Annotated in this window: 17 protein-coding genes; 10 read left to right on the plus strand and 7 right to left on the minus strand. The window is 60.8% G+C overall.

Annotated features, from left to right (window positions below; translation table 11 throughout):
* On the minus strand, positions 1 to 324 hold a 324-nt coding region (locus tag FJ404_16985; protein ID MBM3824553.1), incomplete at its 3' end, for a tRNA-dihydrouridine synthase family protein.
* 345 nt (positions 325 to 669) lie between these two features.
* On the opposite strand from FJ404_16985, the gene FJ404_16990 reads away from it, so the two are divergent.
* The 5 genes from FJ404_16990 (at position 670) to FJ404_17010 (ending at position 4,245) form a co-directional block, all read left to right on the plus strand.
* Positions 670 to 1,059 carry a transport protein RbsD/FucU gene (locus tag FJ404_16990; GenBank protein MBM3824554.1) on the plus strand — a complete coding sequence of 130 codons (390 nt, stop codon included), beginning with the start codon at positions 670 to 672 and terminating at the stop codon, positions 1,057 to 1,059.
* 5 nt (positions 1,060 to 1,064) lie between these two features.
* A complete protein-coding gene (locus FJ404_16995) occupies positions 1,065 to 1,877 on the plus strand; it encodes a sugar phosphate isomerase/epimerase (GenBank protein MBM3824555.1) in 813 nt (270 codons plus the stop codon).
* Positions 1,878 to 2,012: 135 nt separating this feature from the next.
* Positions 2,013 to 2,468 (plus strand): hypothetical protein, encoded by a 456-nt coding sequence (locus FJ404_17000; protein MBM3824556.1) that lies wholly within the window; start codon positions 2,013 to 2,015, stop codon positions 2,466 to 2,468.
* Positions 2,469 to 2,568: 100 nt separating this feature from the next.
* Positions 2,569 to 3,588, plus strand: a complete 1,020-nt coding sequence (locus tag FJ404_17005) for a UPF0365 family protein (protein ID MBM3824557.1) — start codon at positions 2,569 to 2,571, stop codon at positions 3,586 to 3,588.
* A gap of 24 nt (positions 3,589 to 3,612) precedes the next feature.
* The gene (locus FJ404_17010; GenBank protein MBM3824558.1) at positions 3,613 to 4,245 is read left to right on the plus strand and encodes a hypothetical protein; all 633 of its coding nucleotides are present in this window, start codon (positions 3,613 to 3,615) and stop codon (positions 4,243 to 4,245) included.
* Between the two features lie 87 nt (positions 4,246 to 4,332).
* Here the strand turns inward: FJ404_17010 and FJ404_17015 are convergent, their stop codons facing one another.
* The 4 genes from FJ404_17015 to FJ404_17030 are packed head-to-tail and all read right to left on the minus strand — an operon-like array spanning position 4,333 to position 8,418.
* Positions 4,333 to 5,241, minus strand: coding sequence for a transglutaminase domain-containing protein (locus tag FJ404_17015; GenBank protein MBM3824559.1), 909 nt, complete (start codon positions 5,239 to 5,241; stop codon positions 4,333 to 4,335).
* Positions 5,205 to 6,311, minus strand: coding sequence for a DUF3488 domain-containing protein (locus tag FJ404_17020; protein MBM3824560.1), 1,107 nt, complete (start codon positions 6,309 to 6,311; stop codon positions 5,205 to 5,207). Before FJ404_17020 ends, FJ404_17015 begins: the two co-directional genes overlap by 37 nt.
* A complete protein-coding gene (locus FJ404_17025; protein MBM3824561.1) occupies positions 6,308 to 7,459 on the minus strand; it encodes a DUF58 domain-containing protein in 1,152 nt (383 codons plus the stop codon). Before FJ404_17025 ends, FJ404_17020 begins: the two co-directional genes overlap by 4 nt.
* Positions 7,456 to 8,418 (minus strand): MoxR family ATPase, encoded by a 963-nt coding sequence (locus FJ404_17030; protein ID MBM3824562.1) that lies wholly within the window; start codon positions 8,416 to 8,418, stop codon positions 7,456 to 7,458. Before FJ404_17030 ends, FJ404_17025 begins: the two co-directional genes overlap by 4 nt.
* A gap of 79 nt (positions 8,419 to 8,497) precedes the next feature.
* On the opposite strand from FJ404_17030, the gene FJ404_17035 reads away from it, so the two are divergent.
* The 5 genes from FJ404_17035 to FJ404_17055 are packed head-to-tail and all read left to right on the plus strand — an operon-like array spanning position 8,498 to position 13,176.
* The gene (locus tag FJ404_17035) at positions 8,498 to 8,692 is read left to right on the plus strand and encodes a hypothetical protein (protein ID MBM3824563.1); all 195 of its coding nucleotides are present in this window, start codon (positions 8,498 to 8,500) and stop codon (positions 8,690 to 8,692) included.
* Positions 8,689 to 9,849 (plus strand): Gfo/Idh/MocA family oxidoreductase, encoded by a 1,161-nt coding sequence (locus FJ404_17040; protein MBM3824564.1) that lies wholly within the window; start codon positions 8,689 to 8,691, stop codon positions 9,847 to 9,849. The genes FJ404_17035 and FJ404_17040 overlap by 4 nt, the downstream gene beginning before the upstream one ends.
* Positions 9,850 to 9,865: 16 nt before the next feature.
* Positions 9,866 to 10,747: a sugar phosphate isomerase/epimerase gene (locus FJ404_17045; GenBank protein MBM3824565.1), complete on the plus strand. Its 882-nt coding sequence runs from the start codon at positions 9,866 to 9,868 to the stop codon at positions 10,745 to 10,747.
* 30 nt (positions 10,748 to 10,777) lie between these two features.
* Entirely contained in the window at positions 10,778 to 12,721 is a 1,944-nt protein-coding gene (locus tag FJ404_17050) for a C cytochrome precursor (GenBank protein ID MBM3824566.1), read from the plus strand.
* On the plus strand, positions 12,718 to 13,176 hold the full coding sequence (locus tag FJ404_17055) for a hypothetical protein (protein ID MBM3824567.1): 459 nt from the start codon (positions 12,718 to 12,720) through the stop codon (positions 13,174 to 13,176). The genes FJ404_17050 and FJ404_17055 overlap by 4 nt, the downstream gene beginning before the upstream one ends.
* Before the next feature lie 579 nt (positions 13,177 to 13,755).
* On the opposite strand, the gene FJ404_17060 is transcribed toward FJ404_17055, so the two are convergent.
* The gene (locus FJ404_17060; protein ID MBM3824568.1) at positions 13,756 to 14,613 is read right to left on the minus strand and encodes a hypothetical protein; all 858 of its coding nucleotides are present in this window, start codon (positions 14,611 to 14,613) and stop codon (positions 13,756 to 13,758) included.
* 84 nt (positions 14,614 to 14,697) lie between these two features.
* The gene (locus FJ404_17065) at positions 14,698 to 16,902 is read right to left on the minus strand and encodes a hypothetical protein (protein ID MBM3824569.1); all 2,205 of its coding nucleotides are present in this window, start codon (positions 16,900 to 16,902) and stop codon (positions 14,698 to 14,700) included.
* Positions 16,903 to 17,064 lie beyond the last annotated feature (162 nt).

Genomic DNA, 17,064 nt, shown 5'->3' on the forward strand with positions numbered 1-17,064 from the left:
TCGATCGACGCGCTCGGGTTCGCGAAGGAGTCCGCCTCCGGCGCACTTCCGATAGACCACGGGTGCGGGGCAGCCGAGATTGAGGTCGATGGCGGCGACGGGGTAGCGCTGGAGGGTTCGTGCGGTGCGGACGAGTGCCTCGATGTCATTTCCGATCATTTGGGCGACCACAGGCCGGCCCGTGGGATTTTCCACGATCGAACGGAGAATGGGTTTCTCGAGCGAGGAGGTGGCGTGGACGCGGAAATACTCGGCGTAATACACGTCGGGTCCGCCATACTCTTTGAGGACGTCCCAAAACGGCAGATCGGTGACATCCTGCATGGGGGCCAGCGCCAGGACCGGACCGTCGGAGGCGGCGGAGAAGGAGGCGGGCCAGGATTTGGCGAACGGCATTGGCATGATGTGATTCTTGGCTGGTGAGGATAGAGCGGATCGGGACGGACTCAAGTTTCGAGCGAAGCGCGGTGCATCCCGAAGTTTTCGGGGCGCGCCTTTCACGGCGCTTCCGCTCGCGCCAATGGGCCGCGGCGATCTCATCCCGCTCCATGGCCCGCCCTGGGACAGGCCCGCCCTACCAACAACATCGGGATACACGGAGCGAAGCGTCGGACCTAAAGTTCGCATGGACTCGGAAGGGTTTGGGCTCTAGCATTCCGGCTCGCGAATATGTTGCAAAAAGGCATCCTCAATCCTCACGTCCTGTCGTTGCTCGCCCGGGTGCGGCATACCAACACGCTGGTCATTGCCGACTGGGCTTTTCCGTATTGGCCGGAAATCGAAACCGTGGACCTTTCTCTGACGGCCGGCATTCCCACCGTCTTGCAGGTGTTGGAACAGATTCGTCCGAATTATTTGATCGGCGAGGTCTTTATGGCCGAGGAGTTTTTGCGCACGAATCCCAAGCGAGTCTTGACCTCGTTCGAGAAGGCTTTCGCGGGTTTGAAGGTCACGCGCGAGCCTCATCTTGATTTCAAAAAGCGCGTGCCCAAAGCGATCGGGTTGATTCGCACCGGTGACACGACCAAGTACGGCAACCTCATCCTGGAATCCGTGTGAATCCCATTCGTTCGGCGGTTACGATCTCATTGGTGCCGGAGGCGCGGGGCGGCCCTTTTGTGTATTGGGAAACGTTGGCGGAGTCATGCCGGCGGGCCAAGAGCCTGGGGTTTGACGGGGTGGAGATCTTTTCGCCGGGACCGGAAACCTTGCGGGATCCGGCGCTGGCGGAGGTGGTGTTCGGTTCGGGGCTTTTCATTGCGGCATTGGGCACGGGGGCGGGTTGGTTGAAGCACAAGCTTCGTTTGACCGATGCCCAGGCGGAGATTCGGCTGAGAGCGATCGAGTTCTTGCGGGAGATGTTGGAAGCTGCGTCGAGGTTGGCGGCCCCTTTGATCATTGGTTCGATGCAAGGCCGGTGGGAAGGTGCCGTTTCCAAGGCGGAGGCTTTGGACTGGCTGGGGGAAGGCATGTCGGAGTTGGACACGTTGGCGGGGCGTCTGGGCGGACGGTTATTGCTGGAGCCGCTCAACCGGTATGAGTCCAATTTGTTGAATCGCACGTCGGAGGGGATGGAATTCATTCGGCGCCACGAATGTCGGAACACCATGGTTCTGGCGGATCTTTACCACATGAACATTGAGGAGGCCGATGTGGGGGAGGCGTTGAGGGATTTGGGCGAGTCGCTGGGCCACGTCCATTTCGCGGATTCCAATCGATTGGCCATGGGTTTGGGACATACGGATGCGGGGCGGGTGGCACGAGTCCTGAAGTCCATGGAGTATGATGGTTATGTTTCGGCGGAGGTGTTGCCACTTCCGAGCAGCGACGAGGCCGCCGCGCAAACCATTCGGACTTTCCGGGCTTGTTTTGGCTGAGGGACGGGGCGTTGGTGCAGGGGGTGAACTCTTGGGGCGGGAGCGAGGAGAACGGGGTGGGAGGGTTGAGGGCGTGGAATTATCCGGGGTCAATTCCACTTGCGGGCGGGCGATCACGCTCTATGATGAAGCCTCGTGGAAACCGTGATCATCTTGATTGCGTGCGGAGCTTTGCTCCTGCTGCTCGAAACGGTGCTACCGGGGTTGGTGGCAGGCGTTCTGGGGGTGTTGTGTTTGATGGCGGCGGTGATTGTGGGTTACATTCGCTTCGATCTCGTCACCGCCAATTGGATTGCCGGGGGGGTCATGACCGGCGTGGTATTGGGGGCGGGCTTGTGGTGCCGGTATTTCCCCGGCAGCCGGATGGCGAAGCAGTTTATCTCGAACAAGGCGGTAGGGGGGGCGCCGGAGGGACGGTCCGAATTGATCAACCGGACGGGCGTGGCGCACACGACGCTGCGACCTTCGGGGACGGCTTTGATCGATGGACGAAGGGTGGATGTGGTCACCGAGGGGGGCATGGTTGACCCTGGACAACCGGTGAAGGTGGTGGCGGTGGAGGGTGTTCGAGTCGTGGTGCGGCCCGTGTGAGGGTTCGGACCTGGAGTGGCGGTGAATTGGCGGTGCAATTGAGTCATTGGACATTATGAAATTAGAAACCTTATTGGCGCAGGTTGAACTTCCGGGAGGCATGGGCCTTCTCCTTTTCGGGGCGGCAGCCATCGCCCTGTTGGTCTTCGTCTTGATCGTGATCAATTTTGGAATGATCTACATTCGGGCGCTCTTTTCAGGTGCCAAGGTGACCTTCACGGAATTGATCGCCCTTCGATTGAGGCGGGTTCCGGTGGGGATGGTGGTGGATACCCGAATCACGGCGGTGAAAACCGGCCTGGATGTCGCGATTGACGATCTTTCGACCCACTTTCTCGCCGGGGGCAATATCGAGATGGTGGTTTTGGCCCTCATTGCGGCCAAGAAGGCCGGCATCCATCTGGATTTCGACCGGGCCTGCGCCATCGATCTGGCCACCAAGGGAACGGGCAAAACGGTGCTGGAAGCGGTCAAGACTTCGGTGAATCCGAAGGTGATCGATTGTCCGAATCCCGCCGCTGGAAAGACAACCATCGACGCGGTCGCGAAGGATGGCATCGTGATCAAGGCGCGCGCCCGGGTAACGGTCCGGACCAACCTGGACCGGTTTGTGGGTGGCGCGACGGAGGAAACGATCGTGGCGCGGGTTGGCGAGGGCATTGTGACCACCATCGGTTCTTCGCAGACGTACAAAGATGTATTGGAGAACCCCGACCGCATTTCGCGAACGGTGCTGGACAAGGCTTTGGACAGCAACACGGCCTTCGAGATTCTGTCGATCGACATTGCGGACGTGGACGTTGGGGAAAACGTGGGTGCCAAGCTGCAATCCGAGCAAGCGGAAGCGAACAAGTTGATCGCTCAGGCGCAGGCGGAAGTCCGGCGCGCGGCGGCGGTGGCTTTGGAGCAGGAAATGGTGGCGCGCGTGCAGGAAATGCGCTCCCGCGTGGTGGAGGCGGAAGCCCAAGTGCCCCTCGCGATTTCAGAAGCTTTTCGCACCGGCAATCTGGGCGTTTTCGATTACTACAAGCTCAGGAACGTTCAGGCGGACACGGGCATGCGCGAGAGCATCGCGGGCACTCCGGGAACCGGCAGTCATATCAAGCCCTCGGGGCAATAGCGATTCAGTCGGCCCCCGCGAAGCATGGACTCCCTGCTTACCATTCTGGCGATCATCGCGCTTTCGGCCATTTCGAACTGGCTGAAGCGCCGGTCCGGTCAAGGCACCCAGGACTGGGATACCGACTCGAATCCTCCTCCTTCGGGCCATCCGCCTTCTCCCCGAACGAAGGAGGAGCCGATGGAGGATTGGGAGCGCGAAGTTCGCAAGCTATTCGATATCGAGGAGCCGAAGCAGGCCAAGGCGGACGCCCCGCCTCCCCCGCCGCTCGTCGTGAAGGCTCCTCCGGTTGCATCGCGACCCCAGCCCCAACCCGTGCTTATTCCCTCAAGCTCGCATGCGCCGCGAGCCTACGAAGAGGAGGGCGCGCACGATCCGGACGAGGGACCTCAGGTCGTCCGGATTCCGTCCTTGAGTCCTCCCGGGCTACCCGCTTGGAAGCCGAGCGGCATGGAGGGCGTAGTGGCGGCGCGCCTGCGGAAGTTGGACGAGAGGACGAGCAAGGCGAGTTTGATGAGCTCGGTTTCGACACCTGCGCCTGCCGACCGGTTGATGCCCGCTCAACTTTGGCGAAGTCCGCAGTCTTTGCGAGACGCCTTCGTCAGCAGTTTGATTTTTGGGCCGCCCAAGTCGCTTGAAGTGGAACGTGGCGTCTAGCCCGGAAATCTCATGCGGGTTCCGCGAGTGTGAAATAGTCAGGCCAAACCCGCTTGGGTCACGCGCGATCCCACTGAAGCGGGGTCCTCAAGATGGAGTTGTTGCCAAGCGGTGAATGGCCGCTTTTGCTTTCTCCAGGTCCTCTTGTTCGAGCGGCTTTCCCCCGTAGCGGCTTCGGCAGAACAGAGCCGTGACATTTTGGATTTCGGGAAGGAACTCGGGCGGGTAGTGATGAAGCGATTGAACGAACTCGGCTGGGGTGGTTCCAGGGGGTTTGGTATGGCCCTGTTTCTCGAGGGCTCGAAGCATTTCTTCATAGAAATGCCGCGCGGCTTCGGCTCGCCGTTCCTGGGTAGAGCGGGCGATGGGCTTCGAGGCGCTTCCACGCCGCTTTTTCCAGAGCCACGCGGCCAGTCCCCATAACCCCAAAGCAGCGATCAGATGCGGGACTTTGGAGCTCACGAGGGCGAACGCTTCGGCTCCGGCGGCGATGGCATGGGTCAGGAGTTCGTTCTGAGTCCCGGCATCCAGGTTGACCACATGGGCATACCAGGCGAAATCGAGAGCCTCGAACAGGTCCTGCCACTCGAGGCCCGGCGGTGGATGCAAGGCGCGAGGAGTGCCATCCAGGGTTACCCAGCCTGTGGATTCGAAGTGGGCTTCGGTCCACGCATGCGCGTCAGAAAACCGGATATCGTGCCATCCGGAGAAGAAGTTGCGCTGGCCGGGCACGAAGCCCGCCATGACGCGGGCCGGGATCCCTTGATGACGCAGCAACAGCGCCAAGGCTGAGGCAAACCGTTCGCAATGGCCGCGCCGTTCCTCGAACAGAAAAGACTCCAGCACATTGGTCCGATTCAATTGCGGCGCGCCCAGTTCGTATTCGAACGTCGATCGCAAATAAGCTTCGAGAATGCGGGCCTTGCGCATGGGGTCGGTCTCCGCTCCGACGCGGTCCTTCATCCATTGGCGAAGCCGGTCGGAAGGCGGCGGCACTTGGAGGGCTCGCCGGCGGAGGGTGTCCGTGAGCGGCTCGGGATGAAGCGCGAGGTCGCTCCACCACGCATAGGTGACGTTGCTGCGCCGGGGACCGGGCTGGACTTCGACGACGCGGTGGGTGTTGACGTAGGCACGCTGGAACCAGTCTCCCTCCAGCCTTTGAATCCTGGGGTCGCGGGCAGGACCCGTCCGCTGGCGCTTGCATAAAGCGAATTGACCTGCTTGACACGGGCTTGCCGTTTCACGATGGGAGTTCCGGCGGATGGACGGAGAGGAGCGGCTGAAGGACCGAACAGGGGGATCAGGCCTCCCTCGTTTTGACGCCGCCAGACCTGCCCGTCGAAATCGAGGTAAGCCGCTGCCCGGAGGTAGCCCAGATTCTCCCCATCGACCTGCATGAAGATGCGGCGCGAATTCTCCATGCCCCCGCGCGAAGGATCCAGATTGGGGTCGAGCATGCTCTGCGCTCCGGAACGTCCCGCCCCTCGCCAGCCTCCCCCGAGAAAGGCGCGGGGAAACAGAGCAAAAACGGCCACTGCCATGCTCCCGATGAGCAGGTACTGCGCGATACTGAGTCGTAAAGGGGGGCGGATATTGACATGAGAAGATGCACCGGAGGCTGCCGGGGCAGAGGCCAATTCCATGAGCGCCCTCGGAGCGAGCAGCACCATGGCGATGAAGATGGCGAGAAACCGAATATCGAGGATCGTCGTGCAGACCACCGCGAAATGCAGGAGGGTGATCAGGAGCATGGAAACGTTTTCGCGTGGATTGAGGTTCCGGCGCATGCGGACGAGTTGGACGCAGGCCAGACCGTGGCCGAGGAAGAACTGGTCGCTGCCTCCCACCAGGGAGCCAAGGATCAAGGCCAGCACGTCAATCCAGGGCACGGGCCTCGCATTCCGCGGTTGAAACCTTCGGGCCGTGAACCAAAGCCCGCCATAAACCAACGGACCGAGAATCGGTTCCACCGTGAGACTGAGCCCGATCCAACCCGCAAGGATCAGTAGATCCCTGGCGGGACGGCGACTTGAGTCGCAGGGTGGGAATGTCGTGAAGAACTTCATCGGAACGACGTCGAGGCGTTCTTCACTTGGCCGTGTTCATCAAACAACCCGCCCAAGCGCATGGGGATGTCGAAGTCCGGATGGGTCGCGGAAGCGGGCGCGAAGAGGGTGACGGAACGTTCGCGGGATCGAAGATCCTGAATTTCGGCGGCAGCGAGCTCCAAGGGCTTGGCCAGGATCACCGAAATGCTTGATCGTTTGGAAGCGCGGTTGAGAGCGGACTCGAGAAGGGGACCCCATTCCGCTGCGGGTCGCTGCCGCGCGCGGGCCAATTCATCCAGAATCAATTCCGCGTCGGTGAAAGGGGTCCACATGTGGAATGAGCCGTCCGAGAGTGAGCACCATTCGACCTGGTGGCCGGCGTCCAACGCGGCGAAAGCGAGCCCGCCACAGGCGCGGAGGGCAGCTTCGAAATCTTGCGGCGTGCATTTTTCGCGATCATCGAGCAGGAGCGAAACTTTGCCGGACAGCTCCTCCTCATACGTTTTCACCCACAAACCGAGTCCCTTCGCGGTGGATTTCCAATGGATTTGATTGAGCGCATCTCCTGACTGGTGAGGGCGAACACCTGCAAAGAGCGAGCCCGAAGCCACTCGCCTGGGTCCGCGTTGGCGTCCCCCCAAGACAGCCTCGTGACCACCCACCGGGGGAGCGTCCAAGTCCGGCAGTTTGGGATGAACGACCCATCGACCCGAGTCCTCCAAAGGGCGAATGGCTTTGATCAGTCCGAAAGGGTGAGCACAGTGCATTTCGATGCCTTCCAAAGGGTATTCACCGCGCGGCAGCGCGGGCGGATCGAGGCTGAGATGGGAGGAGGATCGGGGGGCGATCCAGGGCGCTTTCCAGAGCGTTTGGGTTCCGGAGCGAATCTCGATGCCGGCAACGGCATGAGCAGCGGGATTGTGGACACCCCAGGGTTCCAACACCGGTTCGCCTTCCGTCCATCGGGTTTGGGTGGGGAGGAGGGGTTGCAGTGGAAGCACTGCTGACTTGCAGGCCAGAGCGTTCACGGTCAGGCAGCCCAAAATGAGGCCGACCAGCACCAAGAGCAGTGCGGACTGGGACGTGAGGGCCGCGAGATAAAAGGGCAGAACCAAGGCCAGCGCAAACCAGCCGGCGGAAGTGAGCTGGCGGCGAACGCGCGTCACAAAGGAACTGGGATCGATTCGAGCACGCTTTCGATGATCGTGCGAGCGTGAGTCGTGACGGAGCGGGAGCCGCGCCGGATGATCAAACGGTGAGGGAGCGTGGCGCGGGCGGCGGCCTTGATGTCGTCGGGGAGCGTGTAATCGCGGCCGGCCCACAAGGCCTGGGCTTGGGCAAAGGATTGCAAATCGAGCGCGGCACGTGGGCTGGCTCCGTACTCGAGGGTTTCCATCGAGCGGGTTTTGCGGACCAGGTCGAGCAGGTAGCCGGCCAGCACGGGTTCCACCCTGACCCTGCGGCTGGCCTCATGAATTTCCAGCAACCGGTCCGCCGTCAAAAGCGGTCCCAGGGAGTCGAGTGGATCCGACTGTTGCTGGGACTGCAACATGCGCAATTCGGCGTCGCGTTCCATGTAGCCGATGCTGAGGCGGACCATGAAGCGGTCCATCTGAGCGAAGGGCAAGGCGTAGGTGCCCTCGAGTTCGACGGGATTCTGGGTGGCCATGACGAAGAATGGAGCAGCCAATTCCCGCAATTCGCCGTCCACCGTGACCCGATGCTCCTCCATCGCTTCGAGCAAGGCGGACTGGGTGCGTGGAGTCGCGCGGTTGATTTCATCGGCGAGGAGGATCTGGGTGAAGATCGGACCGGGCCGGAACAGGAATTCGTGCCGTTCCTGGGAGAAGACGGAAACCCCGGTGATGTCGGAGGGCAGGAGATCGGCAGTGAGCTGGATGCGTTTGAAGTTTGCGGAGATCGATTTGGCGATGGCCTTGGCGAGAAGCGTCTTGCCCAGTCCGGGAACGTCCTCAATCAGGGCGTGTCCGCCGGCGACCAGGGTCAGGATGGCTTGTCTCAACACTTCATCTTTGCCGATGAAGACGGACGAAACATGCTGGACTAGTTTTCGAACATCGGCGCTGGCCTGCTCGTCCCGCCCCGCCAAATCGTTGCGATCCATGGCGGCGGGAGCACTGCCGAAGCAGGGATCTGAAGCAATTCTGGATTTCCTGAGCCTGGAATCGGGACCGTGCATCCCGATGTTGCCGGTGATGCAGGTAGGGCGCGTCCGTCCCGGCGCGCCGCCGGAGCATGATGTTTTGCATCCAGTGGGCGGCGGGCTGGGTCAGCCCCCCCCCTACCAACGGCTTCGGGATGCACCGGAATCGGGATGTGAGACGATTCGGAGGTTGAACAACGGAGGGCGCGTGAGGACAATGCGTCTGAACGCATGAGCACTGTCAGACTCGGCATCATTGGCATGGGCAATATTGGGCGGCATCACGCCGGCTACTTGCTCGATGGGAAGGTTCCCCGATGCGAGTTGGTGGCGGTGGGGAGCACGTCGCCGGGAAAGCTCGGCGCCTACGAGGCGAAAGGCCTGAAAGTGTTCGGAAGCGGCGAGGAAATGATTCGATCGGGCCTGGTGGATGCCGTTCTCGTGGCCACGCCCCATTACCAGCACACTTGGCTTGGGATCGCGGCCCTCGACGCCGGTATCCATTTGATGGTGGAGAAGCCGATTTCCGCCCACAAGGCGGATGCGGAGCGGTTGATCGCCGCGCATCACCGTCATCCTCGGGTGGTCTTCGGAGCGATGTTTCAACTTCGAGCCGAGCCCCGCTATCAAAAGATCCGCGCCTTGTTGCGATCCGGCGAACTGGGTGAACTGGCCCGGGTGAGCTGGCTGATCACCGACTGGTATCGCACGGAAGCGTATTACGCGAGTGGCGGCTGGCGCGCGACGTGGAAGGGCGAGGGGGGAGGCGTGCTGCTCAATCAATGCCTGCACAATCTTGATGTCCTGGCGTGGTTGCTGGGCATGCCGGCGCGTGTCCGCGGGTTTTGCCAGCTGGGCCGGTACCATCAGATTGAGGTGGAGGACAACGTGACCGCCTATTTGGAATACCCCAACGGGGCGACCGGCATTTTTGTGACGTCCACGGGTGAGGCGCCGGGCTCGAACCGGTTCGAGATCGCGGGCACTCGCGGGCGGCTTGTTCTGGAGGGAGGGCGGTTGACCGTGATTCGCAACGAAGTGGACATGCTGGAGTGGAGCCGGGCCGCGAAGGTGGGGTTCAGCAAGCCCGAGATATGGAATGTGGAGATTCCCTTTGAAAACGCGGCCGCGCCGCACGCGGAGTTCATGAAGAACTTCGTGGACGCGATTCTGGACGGCGCGCCGCTGATGGCCCCGGGTGAGGAAGGGCTGAATTCTGTCGAGCTGGCCAACGTGATGCTCTTGTCGTCGCTGCAGGAACGCACGGTGGAACTGCCGATGGACGGGGCGCTCTACGAGCAAAAACTCGGGCAGCTCATTCGCGAGTCCCGAGTGGAAAAGCAGGTGGTGGAAATTGCCGGCGACGACTTTACGAAATCCTTTCATCGATAATTGAACCCAGGAAGTTATGATTCTCACAGGCATTGGCGACGAAGCCGGCAACACGATCGAAGCGCAGATTCAAGCCATTCAGGAGCTGGGATGGAAGTGGATCGAAATGCGGGGAGTGCAGGTGGGCGATTTTCCCAAGGGGAATTTCCATGACATCCCGGATGCGGCGTTCGAGCGCTGCGTCGAGTTGTTGGAGCAGGCGGGGATTGGAGTCCATTGTTTTGGATCCACGATCATGAACTGGGCCAAGAAGGCGAGTGATCCTTTCGACGTGACACTGGCCGAGGTGGCGAGGGCGATTCCCCGGTTGCAGCGTCTGAACACGCGTTACGTTCGCATCATGAGCTTCAAGCCCGGCGATTTGGAGAACCGAATTCCGCAGGTGGTTTTCCACCGGGTCCGCGAGGTTTGCCGTCGTTTGCTGGATGCCGGCGTTACGCCCGTGCATGAAAACTGCATGAACTATGGCGGAATGAGCCCCAAGCACGCTTTGCAGTTGCTCGAGGAAGTGCCCGGAATGAAGTGGGTCTTCGACACGGCCAATCCGGTGTTCAATCCTGACCGGTCGAAAGCGAAGCCCTGGATCCGGCAAGATCCGTGGGAGTTTTGGGTGATGGTACGCGACTACACCGTGCATCTCCATGTGAAGGATGCCACTTGGGTGCCCGAGAAAAACGATGCGGATTACCAGTGGCCCGGGGAAGGTCAGGGCAAGGTCCGGGAGATTCTCAAGGACGCTTTCGCCCGCGGTTACGATGGGGGCATTTCCATCGAGCCCCACATGGTCGTCGTTTTCCATGACGCCCAATCCAAGTCGAACGAAGAGGCCATGCGGTCCAATTTCATCGAGTATGGGAAGCGGCTCGAGGCCTTGGTGAAGGAATCCAAACCGAAATGACGGCAGGGCCGGGTTGAGGATGCGACCTCCATGCAATCCCACTGGTATTGGTATGCAGGATTGATCGTGCTTGCCACGCTGCCGGTGGCCTGGCGGTTTCGGGGAGCCGGCGTTCGGGCGTGGTTGGTTTACGGCCTGTTCGCGGGGGCTTGTGGCGCGCTGGCCTCGATCCATGCGCGCCGATTGGAGGAGCAAAGGGAAGTTGTTCGAACCCTGGAGGCTGTTTCACCCCGCGAGGAGAAATTGGGTGGGTACGTGGGGTCGGACACCTGTCAAGCCTGTCATCCGCGGGAGTTCGAAACGTGGCACCAGAACTACCATCGCACCATGACGCAGCGTCCGCTTCCGGGCAACGTGGCGGCTGATTTGACGAAGGTATCCCTGACCTTGAACGGCGAGAATTACCTTTTGGAGCGTGTTGGGGATGAGTACTGGGCGGAGATGCCGGATCCCGAGTTCCGCCTCTTGCCGCGTGCCGACGGCATTCAGGCGGCCAAGCCGCGTGTACGCAAGCGGCTGACCTTGCTGACGGGTTCCCATCACATGCAGGTGTTTTGGATTCCGGCCAGCCGTCCCAACGCCCAGCTTTTGTTTCCGTTCTGCTATTTGATCGAGGACCGAGCCTGGGTGCCATTTCACAACACTTTTCTCCGGGATCCTGCCCTGCGGGATCCCATTCAAATCTGGAATAACAACTGCATCAATTGCCACAGCACCGGAGGGCAGCCCCGCCCGCGGCAAACTTCGCTGGCGACTTCCGACACACGATCCATGGAGCTCGGCATCGGCTGCGAAGCCTGTCATGGGCCGGGTGAAAAGCATGTGGCGAAGAACCAAATGCCCCTGGCCCGTTACCTTCATCGCGCCGCGGGGAAGAAAGATGAAACCATCGTCAATCCCGCCAAGCTTGAGGCGAAAGCGTCCTCCCAAGTGTGTGGAAATTGCCATGGGATCAAATGGATTCCCGGGCAGCTTGCCTGGAAGGAGGAGGGTTTTCCCTATCGGCCGGGCGAGGACTTGGATGCGACGACGCCAATTGCCCGTCCCGCGCGGACGGATCTTCAGCCCTGGCTCGAGGCGGCGATGAAAAGCGAGCCGCGGTTCAAGGAGGACCGGTTTTGGCCGGATGGCATCGTCCGGGTTTCCGGGCGTGATTTCAACGGCATGCTGGAATCCGCCTGTTATCAGAAGGGAGACTTGAGCTGTCTCTCGTGCCATTCGATGCATCACAGCAATCCCAAGGACATGCTCAAGCGGAACATGGAGGGCAATGAGGCCTGTTTTCAATGCCACGGGGACTATCGCAGCAAGATCGTCGAGCATACCCGTCACCGTGCGGATTCGACCGGATCGCTTTGCTACAACTGTCACATGCCGCACGTGACCTACGGATTGCTCAAAGGGATTCGGAACCATTTCATTGAAAGTCCGAAAGTGGAGACGACGTTGAAGACCCAGCGTCCGCTGGCATGTAACCTGTGTCATATCGACAAGAGCCTGGGTTGGTCGGCGCGGCATATGACGGAGTGGTACGGACATCCGAAACCGGCGTTGACGGCCGATCAGGAGCGCATCGCCTACACCGCGCTGATGTCGTTGAAGGGAGATGCGGGACAGCGCGCGTTGATGGCCTGGACCCTGGGTTGGGATTCGGCCACGGCCGCGGGTGGATCCGATTGGCAGGTGCCGTTGCTTGGGCAACTGATGGCGGATTCCTATTCGGCGGTAAGGTTTATCGCCGCCCGCTCTTTGCGAAGCCTGCCGGAATGGTCGGAGGTGAAATTTGATTTTGTGGGTCCCGAGAAGGCAAGGTCCGAGGTCGTGGAGGAAGTGGTCCGGCGATGGGAACAATCCTCCGTTTCGAAGCGCAAAGATCCCGCCCTTTTGATGACCCCTGGGGGTGAGATTGATTTCGAGGTGTGGCGGCGACTGCGGTCGCAACGGGACGAAAAATCGGTCGATCTTCAGGAATGAAAAGCGAAAAGGCCCAGTTGAATTCGGAAACTTCCCCGGCGACCGTGGAACGGCGCCACCTGCGCTGGGGATGGATCTCGCTGCTGGTTTTTCTGGTGTTGGGCATCGTCCTGGAAGCCTTGCACGGATTCAAGGCGTCCGCCTACTTGAGTCCGGCCAATGCGACACGCAGGCTCATGTGGACGCTGGCGCACGCGCACGGGACGTTGCTGGGACTTGTCCATCTTGCCCTGGCTTTTTCGGTGGGGCGCTTGCCGGACTGGGATTCTCGCCGCCGCGAGTGGGCCTCGCTGGGGTTGAGGATGGCCGGGGTGTTGATGCCCGCGGGATTCTTCCTGGGAGGCATTCAGTTCTACAAGGCCGATCCGGGACTCGGCATCATTCTGGTTCCGCCCGGAGCCATCCTGCTGTTGATCTCGGTTTTTTTGACGGCGCGCGCCACTTTGAAAAAGTAGACCGCGGGTTTGATCGAGGAGGCTAGGCAGGCGGCGAGGCCTGAGAGGGTTAGACGGGCGGTTTTCCGTCAAGATGTGGTGCTTAATCCTCCCGCCATACGAAAATAGGATTTCGTCACAACCCCGTTGGGGTTGTTTTCCTTTGGCGAACTGTGACCCAAGGTAGCTCGTTCCTCGCAACCTTGGGCTTCGGGACGGAATCCCGTTGGGATTCTTGAGGTGCTCGATCTGTCTGTCCTTGAGTATTTTACGGGCATTGACACATGCGACGCTGGCATCCCTCCGGGATGCAAATGCTTGGGCAACCCGGTGGACCGGTGGTATCGTCGATGGGCTCCTCAACCACCGGCTAAAAGCTGGCAAGCCTCCGGCTTGCGACCGAGCCGCATCACGTCACTCTGGTCTCACATCCCTTCTGCATCCGTCCCGCAATCTCCCGCTTGGGGTCAGGATGTCTGAGGCTAGGTGCTTGACCCTCCCGACTAACTTGAGCCTCAAGTTAGTCGGGAGGTTAATCGAGATGCAAAAAGGCCGGGATGAGCACGCCCATCCCGGCCTCTATGGGATCGAGTCTCGCGCTTACTTCTTGAGCACGCGGAAGAACTTCGCGCTGGAACTGGTGGGGACCGTTTGCGGACTGGCCCCGTTAACATCGACCCAGGTTCCGGTGACGGAATCGGCCGACTGCAGCGTGCCGCCCTCGGTCCAGGAGATGGTCAGATTCGCGCCGGAACGTGACACGCTCAGGACCGCTGGTTTGGCCGGAGGTTCGACGGATCCTCCGCAATCCGTGACGGTAGCCACCATTTCGAGGCCGAACACCATGTCGGAGCTGCTTCCCCCATTTTGATGCACCTCGACCGCGACGACGTTTTCGCCTGGGAGAAGAAGTGCGAGCGGAACGTCGTAAGGGCCTTCGTAGATATTCTCGTGGCTGGCGAAACTGGTGGTGGAGTCCACGGCGGCATCGGCGGCCACTCCGAAGCGATGGATTTCCTTGCCGCTCAAATAGACGATGGCTCCGTCATCCACGACATGGCGCATCTTGAGCTTGGTGCCGGCGATCGTGCCGTTGAAGTTGAAGCGCCCGCGAAAGTAGAACGTTTGGATGTAGGTTCCATCATCCGTGAACCGGCTAATGGCGGTGCGGATGGGTTCGACGGTTGTGGTGGATTCGTCGGCGATGAGTGCCTTGCCTTGCGGCCATTTGCTGTCGTCGAAGTTTCGTTCCCGCCAGGCCGTGCCGAGTTCCTGTCCGGACCGGTCGTAGCGCCAGGTGGTGGCATCGTCGATCTTGAGCAGCGCGACGTCGCGAATGACGCAGGGCACGGTGGCGACCAGTTCCGCCCCGAATACCATGTCCGAGCTGCTGCCGCCGTTTTGATGGACTTCCACCGCGAGCACGTTGCGTCCCTTGATGAGCAGGTTCGGGGGCACATCGATGGGGCCTTCGTAGATGTTTTCGTGGCTGGCGAAGCTGGTGGAGAAGTCGAACGTCGCGTCGGCGGCGATTCCGAAGCGCTACACTTCGACGCCGTTGAGATAAACCACGGCGCCATCATCCACCACGTGCCGCAATTTCAATTTGGTTCCGGGATTGACCGTGTCGTTGAAATCGAACGTGTGGCGGAAATAGAACGTTTGCACATAAGTGCCCTCATCGTTGAAGCGGCTGATGGCGGTACGGATGGGTTCGACCGTGGTGGTGGATTCGTCGGCGATGAGCGCCTTGCCTTGAGGCCATTTGCTGTCGTCGAAGTTCAAATCCTTCCAGGCGGTGCCGAGGTCCTGTCCGGAGCGGTCATATCGCCAGAGCGCTTTGTCATCGATCTTGACGATTTCGATGACCTTGGTGGGCACGCCGACCGCGATGGTCAACGGTGCGGAATCCGTGAATACCCCGGCCGAGTCCGTGGCGCGGGCGGTGTAGGTGTGAGCGCCCTCGGTCACACCGAAGAAAGTCACCGAGTAGGGGGGGATGGAAGAACTGCCCACCACCCGGCCCTGCTCGAGGTAGTCCACGCTCACAATTTTCTTGCCGGACGCGGCAGTTACTGTGGTCTCGAGAGACACGGGGGCGCCGATTTCGAAGACGCTGTCTTTCGCCGGCGCGGTGATGGCCACGGTGGGGCCTGTGAGCACACCCGGAGCGCCCAGGGTTTGCAGCACACTGCCAGGAATGTAGGGAAGCGCGCGAGCGACGGCGGGATCGCCCTTTTTGCGCCAGGCGACGTCGCAATAGTCACCGCCCCCCCCTTCTTTCCAGACGGCGAAAAGGTAGTAGTGGCTTCCGGCACTGAGCCGGATGGGAGCACGGGTGGGGAATGTTCCATCCCCATTGTCGCCGGCTCCGGGTTCCTCGAAAGGACCGCAGCATCCGTTTTCTTGAGCGATCAAGACCGCTTTGTCGACTGTGGCGTCCGTGCTGAGGAACAGTTGCGAAGCGTCGTCACTGCGAATGAAAAACTCGTACTCGGCGGTTTCGGCGGGAACGATCCAGCCCGAGATGCGCTCACCATAGTTCTCCCGGGAGGCGAGCCCGTTCGAGTTGTCGGGAAGCGCGACCCGGCTCGAGAACTGGTTGATGTAAGCGACGGCGTCGGCTTCGTTGTTCTTGAATCTGTCGCTCTCCATGAAGGTTTGCAGATCGGCAACGCCCGAACCGGTGAAGCCGTAAAACTCCTCGAGCTTCAATCCGCCGCTGACGGGCCCGAAAGATTGAAACGCGAGTTTGGAGTCCGCCGCGGAAGCGTTGCCCGCGGTGTCCACGATGTCTTTGATGGACAACACGTAATTCGCCCCCTGGTTTTGGCGGCTAGTGGCAAGCCTCACGGTGGTGGGATTCAACACGGTTGCCGAGGAGATCGTCAGTCCTCCGTCGAGGGAATAGCTGGCGGCCTTCGAGGCGGACGCTTCCGTGACGGCTTCGGAGAACTCGACGGTGAGGCTGTTGAAGAGGTCGCTGCCGGTGACGCCCAGGATTCTGGGCTTGGTGACATCAGGGGTCAAGGTGAGCACGGCCTCGGTGCTTTTCAAGGTCGCGCCCGGGATGGAGACCACGGCCTGGTATTTGGCGCCGTTGTCCGTGCTCGCGAGGGGCCCGACGGAAACGGTCAGACCGGTGAGGCCGGGGACGTTCACGCCGTTGCGCTGCCACTGCACGACGACCGGGCCATGGCTGGCGGTGAGCTGGACCGAGAAGGTCGCAAGGTCATTCTGAGCCGCGGTGATGCTGGCGGGTTGTTTGGTGATGTTGATCGTGCCGGACGCGGGGATGGAAGTGGCGAAATAGGCCCCCGGAATAGGTCGAAGCTGGGCGGCGGGGATGTTGTCTCCAGCGCGCCTCCACGCCACTTGGCAGAAATCGCCGCCGCCGCCTTCCTTGTAGAGGGCCTGGATGGCGTACGCCTTGCCGGCTTGCAGGGTGAGGGGCGCGGAAGTTTGAGTCGCGCCAGTTTCCTGGAAGGCGTTGCAGCAACCCGTTTCCTCCGCGATCATTTCCAAACCCGCGATCGCGTCCCCCGATTTGTTGATGAACAGTTGGGAGGCGTCGTCGCTGCGAAGGAAGAATTCGTAATCTCCTGAAACCAGCGGGATGATCACGCCGCTGATTCTTGCGCCAAAGTTGTCGTGGCTGTCGTTCGGGTAAACCGTTCGAGTATCGAACGAGGACATGTAAAGCACCTCGTCCGGTTTGTTGGGGTACTTGGTCGTGTCATCTAACAAGTTTTGGACCGGTGTGCCCGGGATGCCGCTGTAGGCTCAGACATCCTGACCTCATGCGGGGAAAGATTGGGTGGAGTGGAATGGAATTGAGACCAAGAGGGACATTTTCGACTTTCAAGGATGGGGGTGGTGGCGGTGAATAGGTGAATGCCGCAAGTTCAA

The organism is Verrucomicrobiota bacterium (assembly GCA_016871495.1).
Lineage (GTDB): Bacteria > Verrucomicrobiota > Verrucomicrobiia > Limisphaerales > VHDF01 > VHDF01.